This is a genomic window from Neorhizobium galegae bv. orientalis str. HAMBI 540, assembly GCF_000731315.1.
GTDB classification, from domain to species: Bacteria; Pseudomonadota; Alphaproteobacteria; order Rhizobiales; family Rhizobiaceae; genus Neorhizobium; species Neorhizobium galegae.
Genome location: NZ_HG938353.1, coordinates 482,589 through 497,721, shown reverse-complemented (window position 1 = coordinate 497,721; position 15,133 = coordinate 482,589). Strand labels below are relative to the sequence as shown.

Here is a 15,133-nt window from a genome sequence, read left to right as displayed (position 1 = left end):
CTCACCAACCGCCTCCGCCGCCGCCGCCTCCGCCGCCGCCGGACGAACCGCTGGAAAAGCCGGAGGAGGACGAGGAGGATTTGGGAGCCGGGATGGTCGAGGCGATGGTGGAGGCCATCGAGGAGGAGAACCCGCCGATGCGGTTGCCGAAATTGGAGCCGTAATTGCCGCTATACCAGCCGGGCGCATAGGCGCCGGCGGCAGCGCCCGCAACGGCGCTCGCAAGCCAGGTTTCGAATGTGCTGCTCCAGGGCTTTTCGACGCCGAGCGCCACCGCATAGGGCAGCAATTTTTCGAAATGCTGCGGCGACATGGTGGGAGCGCCGGCGGTGTTCATGCGGTCTTTTTCGGCGAGCGTCAGGTAGATGCGCAGGCCCTCGATCCCGTCCATCAGCTTGCGGCCGAGCGGTGTCGGAGCGCCTATCAGGAAGAAGAAGATGACGTTGGCCAGCACGATGCCGCCGACCGATACCATGATCGGCCAATGCTCGTCGCCGGTCATTTCCGACATGATCCCCACCAGGACCGCCGAGCCGATCGACAGGGCCACCAAGCCGATAAAACCGAGGATAACGACCGAGACGATTTTCGAAATCAGCGACGAGCCGCGGCGCAGGCCCTTGCCGAAGGCGGCGGCGAGCACTCCGAAGACCACGGCAAAAAAGGCCGGGATGATCAGCGTCGCGATCATGTCCGGTTCGAGATTGCCGAAAACGATCAGAGAGACGATGGAAAGCACGCTCAGTACGACGCCGCCGATCACATAACCCTTGTTGCCGTTGTAATATTTGCCGCGGTGTTCCTTTTCGATCGCCTGGCGGAAGCTTGCGCCGATCGACTGGACGGAGGTGCCGTGCGCCTCGTCGATGATCAGTTCCTGCCCCTTGGCGTCGATGGAGCCTAGGATGGAGGCCTGGCCGATCGGCACGTCCCTCGGCGCGGCCTTGCCGGTGCGCCGGATGACGATCTTTTCCGCGAGATCCTCCAGCGTCACGTAACCCTTGACCGCAAGATCGAGCGCGCTTGCGGCAAACGCCGTCCATCCGCCGCCCGAAAAGCCCTTGTTGTCGATGTAGTTGACCAGAGCCGGCGACAGCCCCTCCGGCGCATCCCAGCGGGGTACCACGACGCCGCGATCCGGGTCGCGACCGACGCGGACCCAGAAAAGCGCATAATACCCGACGACGAGGACGAGGCCGACGATCGAGATGATCGTCCCGATATTGTCGCGCCACCACCATTCGCTTTGCTGATCTTTCGAAGGCGGAGCGACGATGCCTTTGGGAAAGCCCGCGACGATCGTCAGGCCCTCCTGCGCCCCGAGCGGCCGCGTGGTCGAAAAGACCGCCTGATTGCCGTTCGCCTGCATGCGGGCATTGCGAGCGGTGGAGCCGAGCGGACCGGTGTAGGCGGCGGTTTGGGTTATCCGCGCGGCGGCCGGCAGGGTCACCCGCGCCGAGGCCTGGGCGATGCGGAATTCCCAGCCATTGCCGGTCGCGTTCCAGTAAAGCTCGTCGTGGTCGTCGAAATAGCGGATCTGCCTGTCGGTCTTGTAGGTGAAGACGAAGGTGTGTTCGCCATCGCGGAGGAACACATCCTCGTCGCCGGAATAGATCCGGATGCCGCCGGTAACACTTTCCGTATGGAAGGGTTCGGCCTGACCGTCGCGGATGACGGAAACGACCTCGAAGCCGACCCGCACGGTGCGGCCGTTGGCGTCCGTCATGGTTAGCGGGAAGTCGCGAAACAGACCGCGCTTGATCCTGTCGCCTTCGGAATTGGCGATGATGGTTTCGGTCACCGCCAGGTCGCCATTGTCGGCGACCTGGATGTCGGAATGATAGGAGCGGATATATTCTTCCGCCGCGGCGGGCAGCGCCGCCGACAGGGAGAAAAGCAGAGCCAGGCCAAGGCCGGAGAACCACCGCATCACGACATTCCTCCTCTTCGGCGCCAGCCGATCCGGGTTTTCCGTTTAAACTATGTCCGTGTATTCGACGCCGAGCGAAGCCAATACGTCCCAATAGCTGGGGAATGTCTTGGCGACGCAATCGGGATCGAGAATGGTGACGCCGCCGATCATCAGCCCGGCAAGCGCAAAGCTCATGGCGATGCGATGGTCGGCAAAGGTGTTGATTTCCGCCGGCAGGGTCTGGCCGGCAAGCGACGGATCGGAGGCGACGATCAGGTCGTCGCCCTCTTCCGTCGCAAGGCCTTCGCGGATGGCGTTGAGGCCGAGCGAGAGCGCCCTCACCCGGTCGCATTCCTTGACGCGCAGGTTGGCGATGCCGGTGAAACGCACCGGCGTTTCGTTGAAGGCGGCGAGCACCGCGAGCGTGGGCACCGCATCCTGCATCTGCGAACCGTCGATTTCCGCCGGCAGATGCGGGAACTGCGCGATCAGTTCGTAAGCCTTGGCATCCGGCTGGGTGAAGGCAGTGGCCGCCACGCCGAGATCGATGGCACCGCCGGTCAGCACCTCGGCGGCCCAGAGATAGGTGGCGGCCGACGCGTCCGGTTCAATCACGAAATCCGCCGCGCTATATCCGGTTGGTTCGACCTTCCAGGTCGCCGCATCGATCTGCTCCACCTTGGCGCCAAAGGCCTGCATGGCGGCGAGCGTCAGGTCCACATAGCCCCTTGCACCGATTTCCGCGCCGGCTAGCGCGACCGTCAACGGGGCATTGGCGCCCTGGCTGACAAGCGGCCCTGCCATCAGCAGCGCGGATACGTATTGGCTGGAGAGACCGGCATCGATCTCGACGCGGCCGGAGGCGAAATGGCCGTTGCCACGCACCGTCACCGGCGGGCAGCCGGTCGGCGCCTCGGCATCGATGCCGAGCGACTTCAAGGCGACGACCAACGGGCCGATCGGCCGTTTGCGCATGTGTTCGTCGCCATCGACGACGACGGTGCCATCGACCGAAGCGACGGCTGCGGTCAGGAAACGGGTCGCGGTGCCGGCATTGCCGAGGAACAGCGGGGCGGACGGCGGCAGAAGCTTGCCGCTGCCCGTCACAACGAAGGTGGTCTCGTCCGGTTCGTCGACCGAAACACCCATGGCCCGCAATGCATCGGCCATATAGCGCGTATCGTCGCTCCGCAACGCGCCGGTCAACCGGCTGGTGCCGCTGGCTAGGCCCGCCAGAAGCAGCGCGCGGTTGGTGATCGACTTGGAACCCGGCGGCATGGCACGCCCGGAAAGCGGCTTGCCCGGCGGCAGGATGGTGAGTTTGGCTCTACCCATGATATTCGTCTCTTAACGCCAATGGAATGCCGCAACGAGCGGCCGACCGCGCTCTTAACCCGTTGCGGCACGAAGGTCCAATGACGGATTTCAGAACTTGACGGTCGGGACCGCCCGGTCGGCCGCGTTCTCGATCTCGAAATATTCGCGCTTCGAGAAACCGAACTGACCGGCGACCAGGTTGTTGGGGAAGCTCTCGACTTTGACGTTCAGGTCGCGGGCAGCGCCGTTGTAATACCGCCGCGACATCTGGATCTCGCTCTCGATGGTTTCGAGCGACGCCTGCAGTTCGGAAAAGTTCTGGTTTGCCTTCAGGTCCGGATAGGCCTCGGCTAGTGCGATGATCTTGCCGAGTGCCTGGCCGAGCAAGCCTTCCGCCTGGGCGCGGCCGGCGACATCGCCTGCCGGCACCGCCTGCGCCTGGTTGCGCAGCTTGACGACTTCCTCGAACGTACCCTTTTCGTGGGCGGCATATCCCTTGACCGTCTCTATCAGGTTCGGGATCAGGTCGGCGCGACGCTTCAACTGAACGTCGATGCCGGACCACGCCTCCTCCGCCATCTGGCGGGCTTTGACGAGGCCGTTGTAGATCATAACAACGTAGAGTGCGACGAGAACAATTATGCCGATCAAAATGTACATCTGAGTCTCCCGACTTGCCATTGCGATGGGACAGTAGAGGCGTGGTATAAAAAAGTGGTTGAAGTCATCGATTATTTTTCGCGGTCAATTTTTTGACTTACCGCAAAGTTCCGATCACCCGGATGCCCTAGATTCTCTTACAGAAAACGGGCGATTCCAAAGATTCGGCCCCACCTCAAAACAACCTAGATGGAATTGCCATGGCGTGCCTAGCGCGAACCGCCAATGTGCTGGCGTTTGCCGTACTGTTTTTTCAGTACGGAGTAATGATGAAGCCCCCGGCCCCAGCCGGCACACGTCGGTTTTTGCAGATCTATGCCGGGCAGCTTCCGACCGGCGCCTACCCGACAATCAAACCCGTCTGGCAGCTGGGCACGCAATGGGCTGGAACCGTTTGAACGGTTCGCCGCACGCGGCGTCGGTCCCCGACCCACGAAAATCCGAACTCAGGCAGCCTTGCCGAAATTCACACCACCGGCATCGGTCATCAGGAAGGCCTCGCCGCAGGCTTTCGCCAGCGTGCGGACGCGCAGGATGTAGCTCTGGCGTTCGGTGACCGAGATCACCCCGCGGGCATCCAGCAAGTTGAAGACGTGGGACGCCTTGATGCACTGGTCATAAGCGGGGAAGACGCATTTGTGCAGCATCTGGTTGGCGTTCGCGCCCGGAGCGCCGGCCGCTAAAAGCGCCTGGCATTCCTTCTCGGCGTCGACGAAATGCCGGTGCAGCATGGCGGTATCGGCGAATTCGAAATTGTGGCGGGAATATTCCTGCTCGGCCTGCAGGAAAACGTCGCCATAGGAGATCTTTTCCTCGCCCTCGCGGCCGTTGAAATTGAGCTCGTAGATGCTGTCCACGCCCTGCAGATAGGTGGCGAGACGTTCGAGACCATAGGTCAGCTCACCCGCAACCGGCGAGCATTCGATGCCGCAGACCTGCTGGAAGTAGGTGAACTGCGAGACTTCCATGCCATCGCACCAGCATTCCCAGCCAAGACCCCAGGCGCCGAGCGTCGGGCTTTCCCAGTCGTCCTCGACGAAACGCACATCGTGCAGCAGCGGATCGAGGCCGATTGCCGCAAGCGAGCCGAGATAGAGTTCCTGCAGGTTCGGCGGGTTCGGCTTCAGGATGACCTGGAACTGGTAATAATGCTGAAGCCGGTTGGGGTTTTCGCCATAACGGCCGTCGGACGGACGACGCGACGGCTGCACATAGGCAGCCTTCCACGGCTTCGGTCCCAGCGCACGTAGCGTCGTCGCCGGATGGAATGTACCGGCACCGACTTCCATGTCGTAAGGCTGCAGGATTGCGCAGCCCTTGTCGGCCCAGTAATTCTGGAGCGCGAGGATCAGCCCCTGGAAGGAGCGGGTCGGAGACATGTGGTCGGGCAGCTCGGTCATGGCCATATCTGTGTCGGTTCGAGGATGCGGACGAGTGCCACGCATCAGGGGCGCGGGTCAAGGATTTATGCGTTTGAGGGGTATGCGAGGATGCACGCCGGACGTGGTCCATGCTAAGGTCCGCCCGTTCTTCCGGAGAAAGACCATGAACGTCAAGAACAGCTTCACCTTGTCCGAGCGCTCCCTGCGACTTGCCGAAAAGCTCGTTGAGGACGGCCAGTTCCCTTCGGTCGAAAAAGTGCTGGAGGCCGGCATCGACAGCTTGCTGAGGGACGAGGAAAGTTCCGCCCATGACGACCCATTGATCGGCATGAAGGACGAAATCCGCCGCCGAGCGGAGCTGCCGCGGGATCAGTGGGTGTCCATGGATAAGGATAATCTTTTCGATCGTGTCCGTGCGCGGATCGATGAGAAATACAAAGGCAAGTGATGTCCACCTACAAGTTGGACTATCACCCCGAAGCAGAGCAAGACCTGATCAACATCTATAATTTCATCGAGGCCTATGCCGGGCGGATCACAGCCCAGAGAAAGCTCGCTGAAATCGAAACCGCAACTTATCGCCTTGCAGATCTACCCAAAATCGGCACGATACGCGACGATCTTATTCCGGGCCTGCGCGCCGTCCCCGCCGCAGAAAAAGCCGTCCTCTGTTTCACCGTCGATGATGAAACCAGAACCGTCTTCATTCTCTGCGTAAGTTATGCCGGCTCAGACTGGGCGTCGCGCGTGAAAGAGCGACTCTAGCCCTCACTCCTCATCCCGCTTCACCCGGTATTCCCCCGTCGTCGGGTCCCGCTCCAAGGTACCGATCGCGCCGGTCTGGCGTTCCTTTTGTTCGCGGCGGGTGCGCGATGACAGTCTTTCGGCGTCCTTGATGAACTTCTTGTAGAGCATCCAGCCTCCGCCGATGACGATGATCAGAAATAAAAGCTGCGCCATTTCCCCTCTCGCGCTATCCTGACGACCTTAAAGGCCGTAGCGGCTCCACATTGCCTTTTCTTCCAGGCTCGCCGCAAGTCCCGTGACTGCGCCCGCGGCGATTTCTCCGGCCTTGCCCTCCCCGAAGACGACGCCGGGCACGCGGCGGCCGAACAGGGTGCGGGCGCTGCCGATCAGTTCCAGCCTGGTATCCTTGCCGTAACGGCGCTTGAGGACTTCGCGCATGTCGCCGAGGCTGTCGATCAGGCCGAGTTCGAGGCCGCGCAACCCGCTCCAGAACAGACCCGAAAAGATCGTCGCATCGTCCGCCAGCCGCTCTCCACGGCGCATCTTGACCATCTCGATGAAGACTTTGTGGATTTCGAGCTGCAGCGCCTTCAGGTATTCGATGTCGCCTTCCTTTTCCGGCTGAAAGGGATCGAGGATCACCTTGTTCTCGCCGGCGGTATAGACGCGGCGCTCGATGCCGATCTTGCGCAGCAGTTCCGGAAAGCCGAAACCGCCGGAAACGACACCGATCGAGCCGACGATGGAGGTGGGATCGGCAAAGATCTCGTCGCCCGCAAGCGCGATCATGTAGCCGCCGGAGGCCGCGACGTCCTCGACGAAGACCAGGACCTTCTTGTCCTTTTCTTCCGCAAGCGAGCGGATGCGCTGGAAGATCAGGCGCGACTGGACCGGCGAGCCGCCCGGCGAATTGATCGAGATTGCGACGACCGGGGCATCTTTCTTCGAGAAGGCCTTGTCGAGCATCGGCGCCACACCGGCCAGGTTGAGGCTCTGCTTGAACTGGCTGCCGCCGGCCATGATCGCTCCGTGAAGCCGGACGACGGGAATCGTCAGCCCCTTCTTACGGAATCGTTTCGGCATCAACCTCTTCAAAAACCCGGCCATTTCTTTTCCTTCTGTCGCGTTCGGCTCTGCCAAAGCATGTATGTGACGGAATTTCAAACGCAATGGCTGCGCCACTTAAAGCAGGATTTTGATTTTCCAGTTGCGAATGACTTGCATTATCATTCCAATAAGGCATTATCTCCTCACGAACGGAGATAAGGTGAAGATGGACGTCTTAAGTTCAAAGCAGGACAGCGGCTGGCGGAACAAACGGGGGGAGGCATCGCTTTCCGACGTCCATCGAAGCATCAATATTTCGAGTTCCGGATCGCGGTGGCGGCGGCTCGCCGCCTTTGCGGGTCCGGGTTACCTAGTCGCGGTCGGTTATATGGACCCCGGCAACTGGGCAACCTCGCTCGCCGGCGGTTCGAAGTTCGGCTATGCGCTGCTCGCGGTGGCGCTGCTGTCCAACCTGATGGCGATCGTGCTGCAATCGCTCTGTGCCCGTCTTGCCATCGCATCGGGCCGGGATCTGGCGCAGGCCTGCCGCGACGCGTTTCCGAAATGGGTTTCCATTCCGCTCTGGGCACTTGCCGAGATCGCCATCATCGCCACGGACATCGCCGAGGTGATCGGCACCGCGATCGGCCTCAACCTGATCTTCGGCATCCCGCTCGAACTCGGCGTGCTGATCACCGCTCTCGACGTCTTCATCATCCTTTACTTGCAGAAGATGGGTTTCCGCTGGGTCGAAGCCTTCATCATCACTCTGCTCGGCGTCATCGCCGTGTGCTTCGCGATCCAGATCTTCCTTGCCGATCCGCAATGGGGCGGTGTCATCCGCGGCTTCTTCCCGACCACCGAGATCGTCACCAATCCGGAGATGCTCTATCTGGCGCTCGGCATCCTCGGCGCGACCGTCATGCCGCATAACCTCTACCTGCATTCCGGCATCGTGCAGACCCGCAACTATGGCCATACCCTGCCGGAAAAGAAGGAAGCGCTGACCTTTGCGACGATCGACTCCACCGTCGCACTCTGCTTCGCCCTCTTGATCAATGCCTCGATCCTGATCCTCGCGGCAGCCGCCTTCAACAGCACCGGGCGAACGGAAGTGGCCGAGCTTGGCGAAGCCCATTCGCTGCTCGCACCGCTGCTCGGGCTGGCTATCGCGCCGACGCTGTTCGGCATCGCGCTGCTCTGCTGCGGTCTGAATTCGACGGTGACGGCGACGCTTGCCGGTCAGATCGTCATGGAAGGCTTCCTCAAGATGAAGCTGCAGCCATGGATCCGCCGGCTGATCACCCGGGGGATAGCCATCATCCCGGCCGCGTTCGTGACCATCTGGTACGGCGATGCGGGCACCGCGGAACTGCTGATCCTCACCCAGGTGGTGCTCAGCCTGCAGCTTTCCTTCGCGGTATTCCCGTTGGTCATGTTCACCGCCAGCAAGGCCAAGATGGGCGAACTCGTGGCGCCGATTTGGCTCTCCGGCATTGCCTGGCTGATCGCCGTCGTCATCGCCGGCCTCAACGTCAAGCTGCTCGTGGATTTCGTTTCGGGCTGAGGCGGGCATAGGCGGCCCGGCCATTGTTCAGGTCGTCGACGAAAGCCGAGAAGGCATGGCCATCCGCGCCATGCACGAAAAGCGGCGCCCGGAATGTCAGCCGGGCGCGCGATCCCTTGACGGCGGTGACGAGGATGCGCGTGGCGCTTTCGTCGGGCCGGGGGTGAAGGGCAGTGATTTCCAGCCCGCCGAAACGCCTGCCGCAGGCCTCGATGATCTCAGCGACCGATTGCGGCCGGGCGATCAGCGACAACTGCCCGCCAGGCTTCATGATCGCGCCGGCTGTGCGGATCCAGGCTTCGAACAGGTCTTCCGTCATCGCATGTGCCTCGGCCTTCAGGGCATCCGGCGTCTTGCGGTCGCTGGCATCGTTGAAGGGCGGGTTCATGATCACGTGGTCATGGATCTCGTCCACGAGGCCGGCGGCGAGACGGGGTTTGCCGGTGAGCGTCACGTCGGCTTCCAGCACTTCGACTCGACCGGCCAAGAAAGCGTTTTCCGGAATTTCCAGGGTTTTGCGAGCGTAATCGGCCATCAGCGGCGATTTTTCGATCAGCAGGACTTTTGCACGATCCAGCCTTGAGGCGACCGCAAGGCCCGCGGCACCGGCGCCGGAGCCGAGATCGGCGACGCTGACCGGCTTGTCGGCAGCGACCAGCGAGGCAAGCAGCATCGCATCGACGCCGGAGCGATGGCCTCCGCCCTTCGGCTGCATGACGTGGAAACGGCCGCGATGGAAGGCGTCGATGGTGTGGGTTGGAGTGGTCATCCTTCGCGACACCATTGAGCGCTGGTAGTCGGTAGCCCCCCTCTGCCCTGCCGGGCATCTCCCCCACAGGTGGGGAGATCACAAGCGGCGTGATCATCGCCCTTCCAAATACGGCGTGCCGGAAGAGAGGCCAGATAAAAATGCGCGAGAAGATACGCCGCACGTTGGTGCGCAGAATGAGACGTCAAATTTGAAGCGGCGAGCGTGCGCCCAGCCGATCTCCCCACCCGTGGGGGAGATGCCCGGCAGGGCAGAGGGGGGCGATCCGCGAGAACGCTCAATGCTAAAGCTCCGGAAAAACTGAGGACCGAGGATCCACAAGCATCAAGGCCGCAGCTCCGCTTCCAGCCCCGCGTCCTTCAATATCCGCCGCGCCTCGTCGGCCCGTTCGCTATCCACCATCAGGCGACGTGCCAAAAGCCCGAGCGAGCCTTCGAGCACGCTCATCGACTGGTCGGCGACCATGAAATGGATGCCCGCATCCTTCATCAGACTCTGGGCCAGCGACAGGATCACGATGTCGTTGGTGCGGATGATCTCCAGCATGGCTTGTTTGTTACCCCATTATATCCGGCGGGATGCGATTTGCGCTTGCCGCACTATCAGCCTCTTTCTATTGTCGTTTGAAAGATTTCGATAGGGAGGCCTGACATTGGGCGTCGTCATACCGCTTGAAGAAGGCAAAAACAAACTGGCATCCGTCAAACCGCTGGTGGATCTGACCAAGGCGGACATGGATCGGGTCAACCAGTTGATCCTGTCCAAGGCCGGCTCCGACGTGCAGATGATCCCGGAAGTTGCCAACCACCTGATCTCGTCGGGCGGCAAGCGGCTGCGGCCGATGCTGACGCTCGCCTCCGCCGCCCTGTTCGGCTATCAGGGCGAAGGTCATGTAAAACTCGCGACCAGCGTCGAGTTCATGCACACCGCAACGCTGCTCCATGACGACGTGGTCGACGAAAGCGACCTGCGGCGGGGACGCTCGACCGCGCGGATGATCTGGGGCAACCAGGCAAGCGTTCTGGTCGGTGACTTCCTGCTCGGCCAGGCGTTCCGGATGATGGTCGATGTCGGATCGCTCGAAGCGCTCGACGTGCTGTCAGCCGCGGCTTCTGTGATCGCCGAGGGCGAGGTGCTGCAGCTGTCCGTCGCCAAGAACATGGAAACGACCGAGGACGATTATCTTTCGGTCATCCGCGCCAAGACGGCGGCCCTGTTTGCAGCCGCTGCCGAAGTAGGCCCGATCATCGCCAATGCCGACAAGGCCGGCCGGGGCGCACTGAAATCCTACGGCATGAACCTCGGCCTTGCCTTCCAGCTCGTCGACGATGCGCTCGATTACGGCGGCAAGGCTGCCGATCTCGGCAAGAATGTCGGCGACGATTTCCGCGAGGGCAAGATCACGCTGCCCGTCATCCTCTCCTATCGCCGCGGCACCGAGGCCGAGCGCGCCTTCTGGCGCCAGGCGATCGAGAAGGGCGAAAGCAGCGATGAGAACCTCGAAAAGGCGCTCGGATTGATCAACAAATACGGCGCCCTGAACGACACGATTGGCCGCGCGCTGCATTACGGGACGATCGCCCGCGATGCGCTGGCGCCGCTTCCCGCCTCGCCGCTCAAGGCCGCTCTTCTCGAAGTCATCGACTTCTCGATCCAACGCGTCAACTGACGCTCGGCGTCCGTTGACGAAGGTGTGACCGGCGCCGCCCCCGTGCGGCGCTGGGGATTTCCTTGCGGACCTGCTTCAAAAAAGCCATTCTATCGTGAATCAATAGGGCGAAATTGGCGGCGGTATCTCACCGAATCGCCATGCTCTTACGAAAGGCATCTTTATGCGGCGGAAATCCAGCCTTCTTCTGCTCTCCAGCGCGGCGCTCGCAACCGTCCTCATGTTCGGAACGGTGGCCAATGCGGCGACGGCGGAAGCGAAGCCAGCGGTGAAAGACACCGTGACGTTCGGTCCCGGCAACGTGAAGACGTTTTCCGGCGCCTTTCTGGCGGCCCGCACTGCCGACGTCGACCACGACTACGACACCGCGATCGCGCTTTACCGCAAGGCGCTGGCTTTCGATCCCGCCAACCTGGAAATCCGCGAACGGCTGATGATCTCGCTGCTGCTCAACGGCGATTTCGACCAGGGTCTCACCGAGGCCAATGCGTTGAAGGATGACACCGCCGTCGAGCGGATCACCAAGATCGTCCGCGGCCTCGATGCCCTGCGTGACAAAAAGTTCGACATCGCCAAGAAAGTGCTTGCCTATGAGGGGCCGAACGATCTCGACCGGCTGACCCACCAGCTTCTCTCCGCCTGGGCGGATGTCGGCGCCGGCAAGGGCAAGCAGGCGATGGCCAGCATCAACAACCTCAAGGGACCGCCCTGGTACAAGGTATTCACCGACTACCATCTCGGCGCCATGGCGCTGGTGACCGGGGATATCGGCACTGCACGGCAGCATCTCAACACCGCCGTCACCAACAAAGAAGCCGTCGCCACCGCGCCGGACACGTTTATGCGCGCCGTCATGGCGCTTGCGCGTCTTGAAGCGGCTGCCGGCAACAAGCAGAAGGCGCTCGATGCGATCTCCGTCGGTGACGGCATGGTCTCCAATTATGCGCCGCTGAAAGCGCTCCGCCAGAGCATCGAAAAGGGCGAGAAGCCCCAGCAGCAGGTGAGCAACGCCGCCGAAGGTGCGGCCGGCGTGCTGTTTTCGATCGGTGGCGCGCTGAACCGCCAGGGTGCCGAGGACATGGTCTCGCTCTACCTGCAGATTTCCCACGCGCTCGACGTCAAGAGTGCCGACACGCTGATCCTGCTCGGCGGCATCGCCGAGAAGCTCAAGCAGCCCGATCGCGCCATCAAGTTCTATGCGAGCGTTCCGGCCGATTCGCCGATGCGCCGGATTTCCGAACTGCAGCTCGGCGTGACGCTTTCCGACACCGGCAAGGTGAACGAAGCCAAGCAGCACCTGAAATCGCTGATCGAATCCGATCCGTCGGACATCCGCAGCTACATCGCCTATGGCAGCGTGCTTTCCGACGCCAAGGACTACAAGACCATGGCCGAGACCTACGACAAGGCGGCCGAGGTCATCGGGCCGGTGCCGAAGCCGGGCGACTGGACCATCTTCTTCCAGCGCGGCATCGCCTACGAGCGGCTGAAGAACTGGGAGAAGGCCGAGCCAAGTTTCCGCAAATCGCTGGAACTCAACCCTGAACAGCCGCAGGTGCTCAACTATCTCGGATATTCGCTGGTCGACATGAACAAGAACCTCGACGAGGGTCTCGGCATGATCAAGCGGGCCGTCGATGCGCGGCCGGATGACGGCTATATCGTCGACTCGCTCGGCTGGGCCTATTTCCGCATGGGTAAGTTCGACGATGCCGTGACCGAGCTCGAACGTGCGGTGCAGCTGCGCGCCGGCGATTCGACGATCAACGACCATCTGGGCGATTCCTACTGGCGTGTCGGGCGCAAGCTCGAAGCCGTCTACCAATGGAATCGCGCGCTGATCTCGGAAGGCGAGGACATCAACCGCGAGCAGATCAAGGAGAAGATCGAGAAGGGCCTGCCCCCGCTCGATCCGAACGCGACGACTGCCGACCGCAGCCCGTCCGAACCCGTAGCGCCCGCTCCGCCGGCGCCGGCCAATCCTGACAAGAAATCCTGACGCCCATGTTTCTGGGCAATTTGTCATCTGACAGCCGGTTCGCCGACGAGGCGAACCTTTTCGAACTCGCGCCCGCCAAGATTAATCTTGCCCTGCATGTGACGGGCCAGCGGGCCGACGGTTATCACCTGCTCGAAAGTATCGTGACCTTTGCCGACACGGGGGATCGGCTCGGTTTCAGCGACGCGGACGCAGACGGCATTTCCTTTTCCGGCCGGTTCGCCTCGCTGCTGCCGACATCCGTCGAGGGCAAGCACGGCAATCTCGTGCTGAAAGCCCGCGATCTCCTGCGCAAGGCACTGCAGGATAAAGGCGTTTCGGCGCCGCCGGTTGCCATTCATCTTGAAAAGAACCTGCCGGTCGCGGCCGGTATCGGCGGCGGTTCGGCGGATGCTGCGGCAACGCTGCGTGGTCTGATGCGCTTGTGGAATGTCGGGCTGCCGGCGGAGGAACTGGCAGTGCTTGGTCTTTCACTCGGCGCCGACGTGCCGATGTGCCTGAAGAGCGAACCGCTGATGGCCAGGGGGATAGGCGAAGAGCTGACCGCCCTTCCCGACCTGCCATCGTTGTCGCTGGTGCTCGGCAATCCGCTGGTCGGGGTCTCGACGCCGGGTATCTTCCGCCGCCTGACCCAGAAGGACAATTCGCCGATCGGCGCGCTCGACGGCGACTGGATCAGCTTTCTGAAGATGCTGCGCAACGACCTTGAGCCGCCGGCGCGCTCGCTGGTGCGTGAGATCGACCAGATTTCCAGCCTGATCGGCGCGGAAGGCACGATGCTGACGCGGATGTCCGGTTCGGGCGCCACCTGTTTCGGGATATTTCCTTCCTTCGAAGCGGCGGAAAAGGCGATGGAGAACCTTAACGGCCAGAAGCCGGAATGGTATTTTCAGGCGGTGAGAACCGTTGGACAGGTGCCCGAGAGAATCCAATGAACCGGAGCGACGAAACCCGTTCCTTCATCCCCGTCGGCATCGCCGTGCTGACCGTCTCCGACACGCGCACGCCTGCCGACGACAAGTCCGGCGACACGCTGGTGTCGCGCATCGCCGAGGCCGGCCACGACCTGAAGGCGCGAGCGATCGTGCCGGACGACAAGGACCGCATTGCCGGTAAGGTGCGGGAATGGACGCTCGATCCCGATATCGACGTGGTGATCACCACAGGTGGCACGGGCTTTACCGGCCGGGACGTGACGCCGGAGGCGCTGGAGCCGTTGTTCGAAAAGCGCATGGACGGTTTTTCGGAGGTGTTCCACCGGATTTCCTACGACAAGATCGGCACGTCGACGATCCAGTCGCGGGCGACCGGCGGGGTGGCGAACGCCACCTTCATCTTCGTGCTGCCGGGCTCGCCCGGCGCCTGCAAGGATGCGTGGGACGGCATTTTGAAGGCGCAACTCGACTACCGCCACATGCCCTGCAATTTCATCGAGATTATGCCGCGGCTCGACGAGCACCTGAAGCGCGGCGGCAAATAGGCGCTACCTGACGGCCGCGGCCACCCAGGCCGGGATCATCTCGCTGGCGAGCTTCGCCACCTTCTGGCCCCGCGCCAGCGTTTCCAGGTCCATCCCCGACTTTGCGAGCGCAATCGCCTGCCGCTTCGGCAGCAGCATGCCGTATTCCAGCGGCGGCACGGCACGGCCGAGGCGCTTGAAGAACGGCCGCCGGTAATTGCGGGCGGGCGCGAAGCGGGCCGGCTGCTTGTTGAGCGCGATATATTCCATCACCTCATCGATCCAGCCCCCCTGCAGCCGGGAGCCAGGTTCGACCAGCAACAACCATTCTCCACGGGCGCCGCGCAAAATATCCTTGATGTCCCAATGGCCATAAAAACGGCAGCCGGCCGCATCGGCGACACTGGAGGAACCGTCCCGCGAACCGTGATCGAGCACCACGACATCGCTTACAAGTCCCTCCACCGCAGCGGAAACGAGCACCGAGAGCGTCTGCGCCAGCTCGGATTCCTGATCGCGGCATTCCATGATGACAGTCAGCATCCCTGACATGTAACGCATTGCAACAAGGAACACCAGAAACACGGGTTCCAAATTTTGTTCTT

The 15,133-nt window shown here is 62.1% G+C and carries 17 protein-coding genes; 7 read left to right on the top strand and 10 right to left on the bottom strand.

From position 1 onward, the window contains the following. Position 1: 1 nt before the first annotated feature. The 4 genes from RG540_RS02370 to RG540_RS02350 all read right to left on the bottom strand — a co-directional run bounded on the left by RG540_RS02370 (position 2) and on the right by RG540_RS02350 (position 5,289). Complete coding sequence (locus RG540_RS02370) at positions 2-1,933, bottom strand: DUF2207 domain-containing protein (protein ID WP_407668862.1); 1,932 nt, start codon at positions 1,931-1,933, stop codon at positions 2-4. Positions 1,934-1,975: 42 nt separating this feature from the next. Then, positions 1,976-3,250, bottom strand: a complete 1,275-nt coding sequence (locus RG540_RS02365) for a 3-phosphoshikimate 1-carboxyvinyltransferase (protein ID WP_157884641.1) — start codon at positions 3,248-3,250, stop codon at positions 1,976-1,978. Positions 3,251-3,337: 87 nt separating this feature from the next. Beyond that, on the bottom strand, positions 3,338-3,889 hold the full coding sequence (locus RG540_RS02360) for a LemA family protein (protein WP_038540412.1): 552 nt from the start codon (positions 3,887-3,889) through the stop codon (positions 3,338-3,340). Between the two features lie 446 nt (positions 3,890-4,335). Next, positions 4,336-5,289, bottom strand: coding sequence for a glycine--tRNA ligase subunit alpha (locus RG540_RS02350; RefSeq protein ID WP_038592898.1), 954 nt, complete (start codon positions 5,287-5,289; stop codon positions 4,336-4,338). A 145-nt stretch (positions 5,290-5,434) separates the two neighbouring features. Here RG540_RS02350 and RG540_RS02345 point away from each other — a divergent pair, with 145 nt between their 5' ends. Together RG540_RS02345 and RG540_RS02340 are read left to right on the top strand one after the other, a co-directional pair. Beyond that, a complete protein-coding gene (locus tag RG540_RS02345; RefSeq protein WP_038584160.1) occupies positions 5,435-5,719 on the top strand; it encodes a hypothetical protein in 285 nt (94 codons plus the stop codon). Further along, the gene (locus RG540_RS02340; protein ID WP_038584158.1) at positions 5,719-6,036 is read left to right on the top strand and encodes a type II toxin-antitoxin system RelE/ParE family toxin; all 318 of its coding nucleotides are present in this window, start codon (positions 5,719-5,721) and stop codon (positions 6,034-6,036) included. Before RG540_RS02345 ends, RG540_RS02340 begins: the two co-directional genes overlap by 1 nt. Positions 6,037-6,039: 3 nt before the next feature. Here the strand turns inward: RG540_RS02340 and RG540_RS02335 are convergent, their stop codons facing one another. From RG540_RS02335 to RG540_RS32220, 3 genes are read right to left on the bottom strand one after another with little or no spacing between them, the layout of a single operon-like run. Beyond that, positions 6,040-6,231: a hypothetical protein gene (locus tag RG540_RS02335; protein WP_038584157.1), complete on the bottom strand. Its 192-nt coding sequence runs from the start codon at positions 6,229-6,231 to the stop codon at positions 6,040-6,042. Positions 6,232-6,258: 27 nt separating this feature from the next. After that, positions 6,259-7,125, bottom strand: a complete 867-nt coding sequence (locus RG540_RS02330; RefSeq protein WP_038584155.1) for a S49 family peptidase — start codon at positions 7,123-7,125, stop codon at positions 6,259-6,261. After that, positions 7,082-7,261, bottom strand: a complete 180-nt coding sequence (locus tag RG540_RS32220; RefSeq protein ID WP_157884563.1) for a hypothetical protein — start codon at positions 7,259-7,261, stop codon at positions 7,082-7,084. The genes RG540_RS02330 and RG540_RS32220 overlap by 44 nt, the downstream gene beginning before the upstream one ends. A gap of 30 nt (positions 7,262-7,291) precedes the next feature. Between RG540_RS32220 and RG540_RS02325 the strand changes: the two genes are divergently transcribed. Then, positions 7,292-8,632 carry an Nramp family divalent metal transporter gene (locus RG540_RS02325; RefSeq protein WP_038584153.1) on the top strand — a complete coding sequence of 447 codons (1,341 nt, stop codon included), beginning with the start codon at positions 7,292-7,294 and terminating at the stop codon, positions 8,630-8,632. Here the strand turns inward: RG540_RS02325 and RG540_RS02320 are convergent. Together RG540_RS02320 and RG540_RS02315 are read right to left on the bottom strand one after the other, a co-directional pair. Then, positions 8,601-9,401: a tRNA1(Val) (adenine(37)-N6)-methyltransferase gene (locus tag RG540_RS02320; protein WP_038584152.1), complete on the bottom strand. Its 801-nt coding sequence runs from the start codon at positions 9,399-9,401 to the stop codon at positions 8,601-8,603. The genes RG540_RS02325 and RG540_RS02320 overlap by 32 nt on opposite strands. A 324-nt stretch (positions 9,402-9,725) precedes the next feature. Then, positions 9,726-9,947 (bottom strand): putative signal transducing protein, encoded by a 222-nt coding sequence (locus RG540_RS02315; protein ID WP_038584150.1) that lies wholly within the window; start codon positions 9,945-9,947, stop codon positions 9,726-9,728. A gap of 106 nt (positions 9,948-10,053) precedes the next feature. Between RG540_RS02315 and RG540_RS02310 the strand changes: the two genes are divergently transcribed. The 4 genes from RG540_RS02310 (at position 10,054) to moaB (ending at position 14,549) form a co-directional block, all read left to right on the top strand. Beyond that, positions 10,054-11,070 carry a polyprenyl synthetase family protein gene (locus tag RG540_RS02310; protein WP_038584148.1) on the top strand — a complete coding sequence of 339 codons (1,017 nt, stop codon included), beginning with the start codon at positions 10,054-10,056 and terminating at the stop codon, positions 11,068-11,070. Positions 11,071-11,233: 163 nt separating this feature from the next. Then, on the top strand, positions 11,234-13,069 hold the full coding sequence (locus RG540_RS02305; RefSeq protein ID WP_038584147.1) for a tetratricopeptide repeat protein: 1,836 nt from the start codon (positions 11,234-11,236) through the stop codon (positions 13,067-13,069). Positions 13,070-13,074: 5 nt separating this feature from the next. Next, positions 13,075-14,004 (top strand): 4-(cytidine 5'-diphospho)-2-C-methyl-D-erythritol kinase, encoded by a 930-nt coding sequence (locus tag RG540_RS02300; RefSeq protein ID WP_046599467.1) that lies wholly within the window; start codon positions 13,075-13,077, stop codon positions 14,002-14,004. Further along, positions 14,001-14,549 carry a molybdenum cofactor biosynthesis protein B gene (moaB, locus tag RG540_RS02295; RefSeq protein WP_038584145.1) on the top strand — a complete coding sequence of 183 codons (549 nt, stop codon included), beginning with the start codon at positions 14,001-14,003 and terminating at the stop codon, positions 14,547-14,549. The genes RG540_RS02300 and moaB overlap by 4 nt, the downstream gene beginning before the upstream one ends. Before the next feature lie 3 nt (positions 14,550-14,552). Here moaB and RG540_RS02290 read toward each other — a convergent pair whose 3' ends face one another. Beyond that, positions 14,553-15,071 carry a glycosyl transferase gene (locus RG540_RS02290; RefSeq protein WP_038592892.1) on the bottom strand — a complete coding sequence of 173 codons (519 nt, stop codon included), beginning with the start codon at positions 15,069-15,071 and terminating at the stop codon, positions 14,553-14,555. Positions 15,072-15,133 lie beyond the last annotated feature (62 nt).

Coding starts and splice junctions, on each gene's coding strand:
- RG540_RS02350 (WP_038592898.1), bottom strand. CDS start 5,289: ATGACCGAGCTGCCCGACCACATGTCTCCGACCCGCTCCTTCCAGGGG.
- RG540_RS02320 (WP_038584152.1), bottom strand. CDS start 9,401: ATGACCACTCCAACCCACACCATCGACGCCTTCCATCGCGGCCGTTTC.
- RG540_RS02330 (WP_038584155.1), bottom strand. CDS start 7,125: ATGGCCGGGTTTTTGAAGAGGTTGATGCCGAAACGATTCCGTAAGAAG.
- RG540_RS32220 (WP_157884563.1), bottom strand. CDS start 7,261: ATGCCTTATTGGAATGATAATGCAAGTCATTCGCAACTGGAAAATCAA.
- RG540_RS02340 (WP_038584158.1), top strand. CDS start 5,719: ATGTCCACCTACAAGTTGGACTATCACCCCGAAGCAGAGCAAGACCTG.
- RG540_RS02315 (WP_038584150.1), bottom strand. CDS start 9,947: ATGCTGGAGATCATCCGCACCAACGACATCGTGATCCTGTCGCTGGCC.
- RG540_RS02335 (WP_038584157.1), bottom strand. CDS start 6,231: ATGGCGCAGCTTTTATTTCTGATCATCGTCATCGGCGGAGGCTGGATG.
- moaB (WP_038584145.1), top strand. CDS start 14,001: ATGAACCGGAGCGACGAAACCCGTTCCTTCATCCCCGTCGGCATCGCC.
- RG540_RS02300 (WP_046599467.1), top strand. CDS start 13,075: ATGTTTCTGGGCAATTTGTCATCTGACAGCCGGTTCGCCGACGAGGCG.
- RG540_RS02345 (WP_038584160.1), top strand. CDS start 5,435: ATGAACGTCAAGAACAGCTTCACCTTGTCCGAGCGCTCCCTGCGACTT.
- RG540_RS02360 (WP_038540412.1), bottom strand. CDS start 3,889: ATGTACATTTTGATCGGCATAATTGTTCTCGTCGCACTCTACGTTGTT.
- RG540_RS02305 (WP_038584147.1), top strand. CDS start 11,234: ATGCGGCGGAAATCCAGCCTTCTTCTGCTCTCCAGCGCGGCGCTCGCA.
- RG540_RS02325 (WP_038584153.1), top strand. CDS start 7,292: ATGGACGTCTTAAGTTCAAAGCAGGACAGCGGCTGGCGGAACAAACGG.
- RG540_RS02290 (WP_038592892.1), bottom strand. CDS start 15,071: ATGCTGACTGTCATCATGGAATGCCGCGATCAGGAATCCGAGCTGGCG.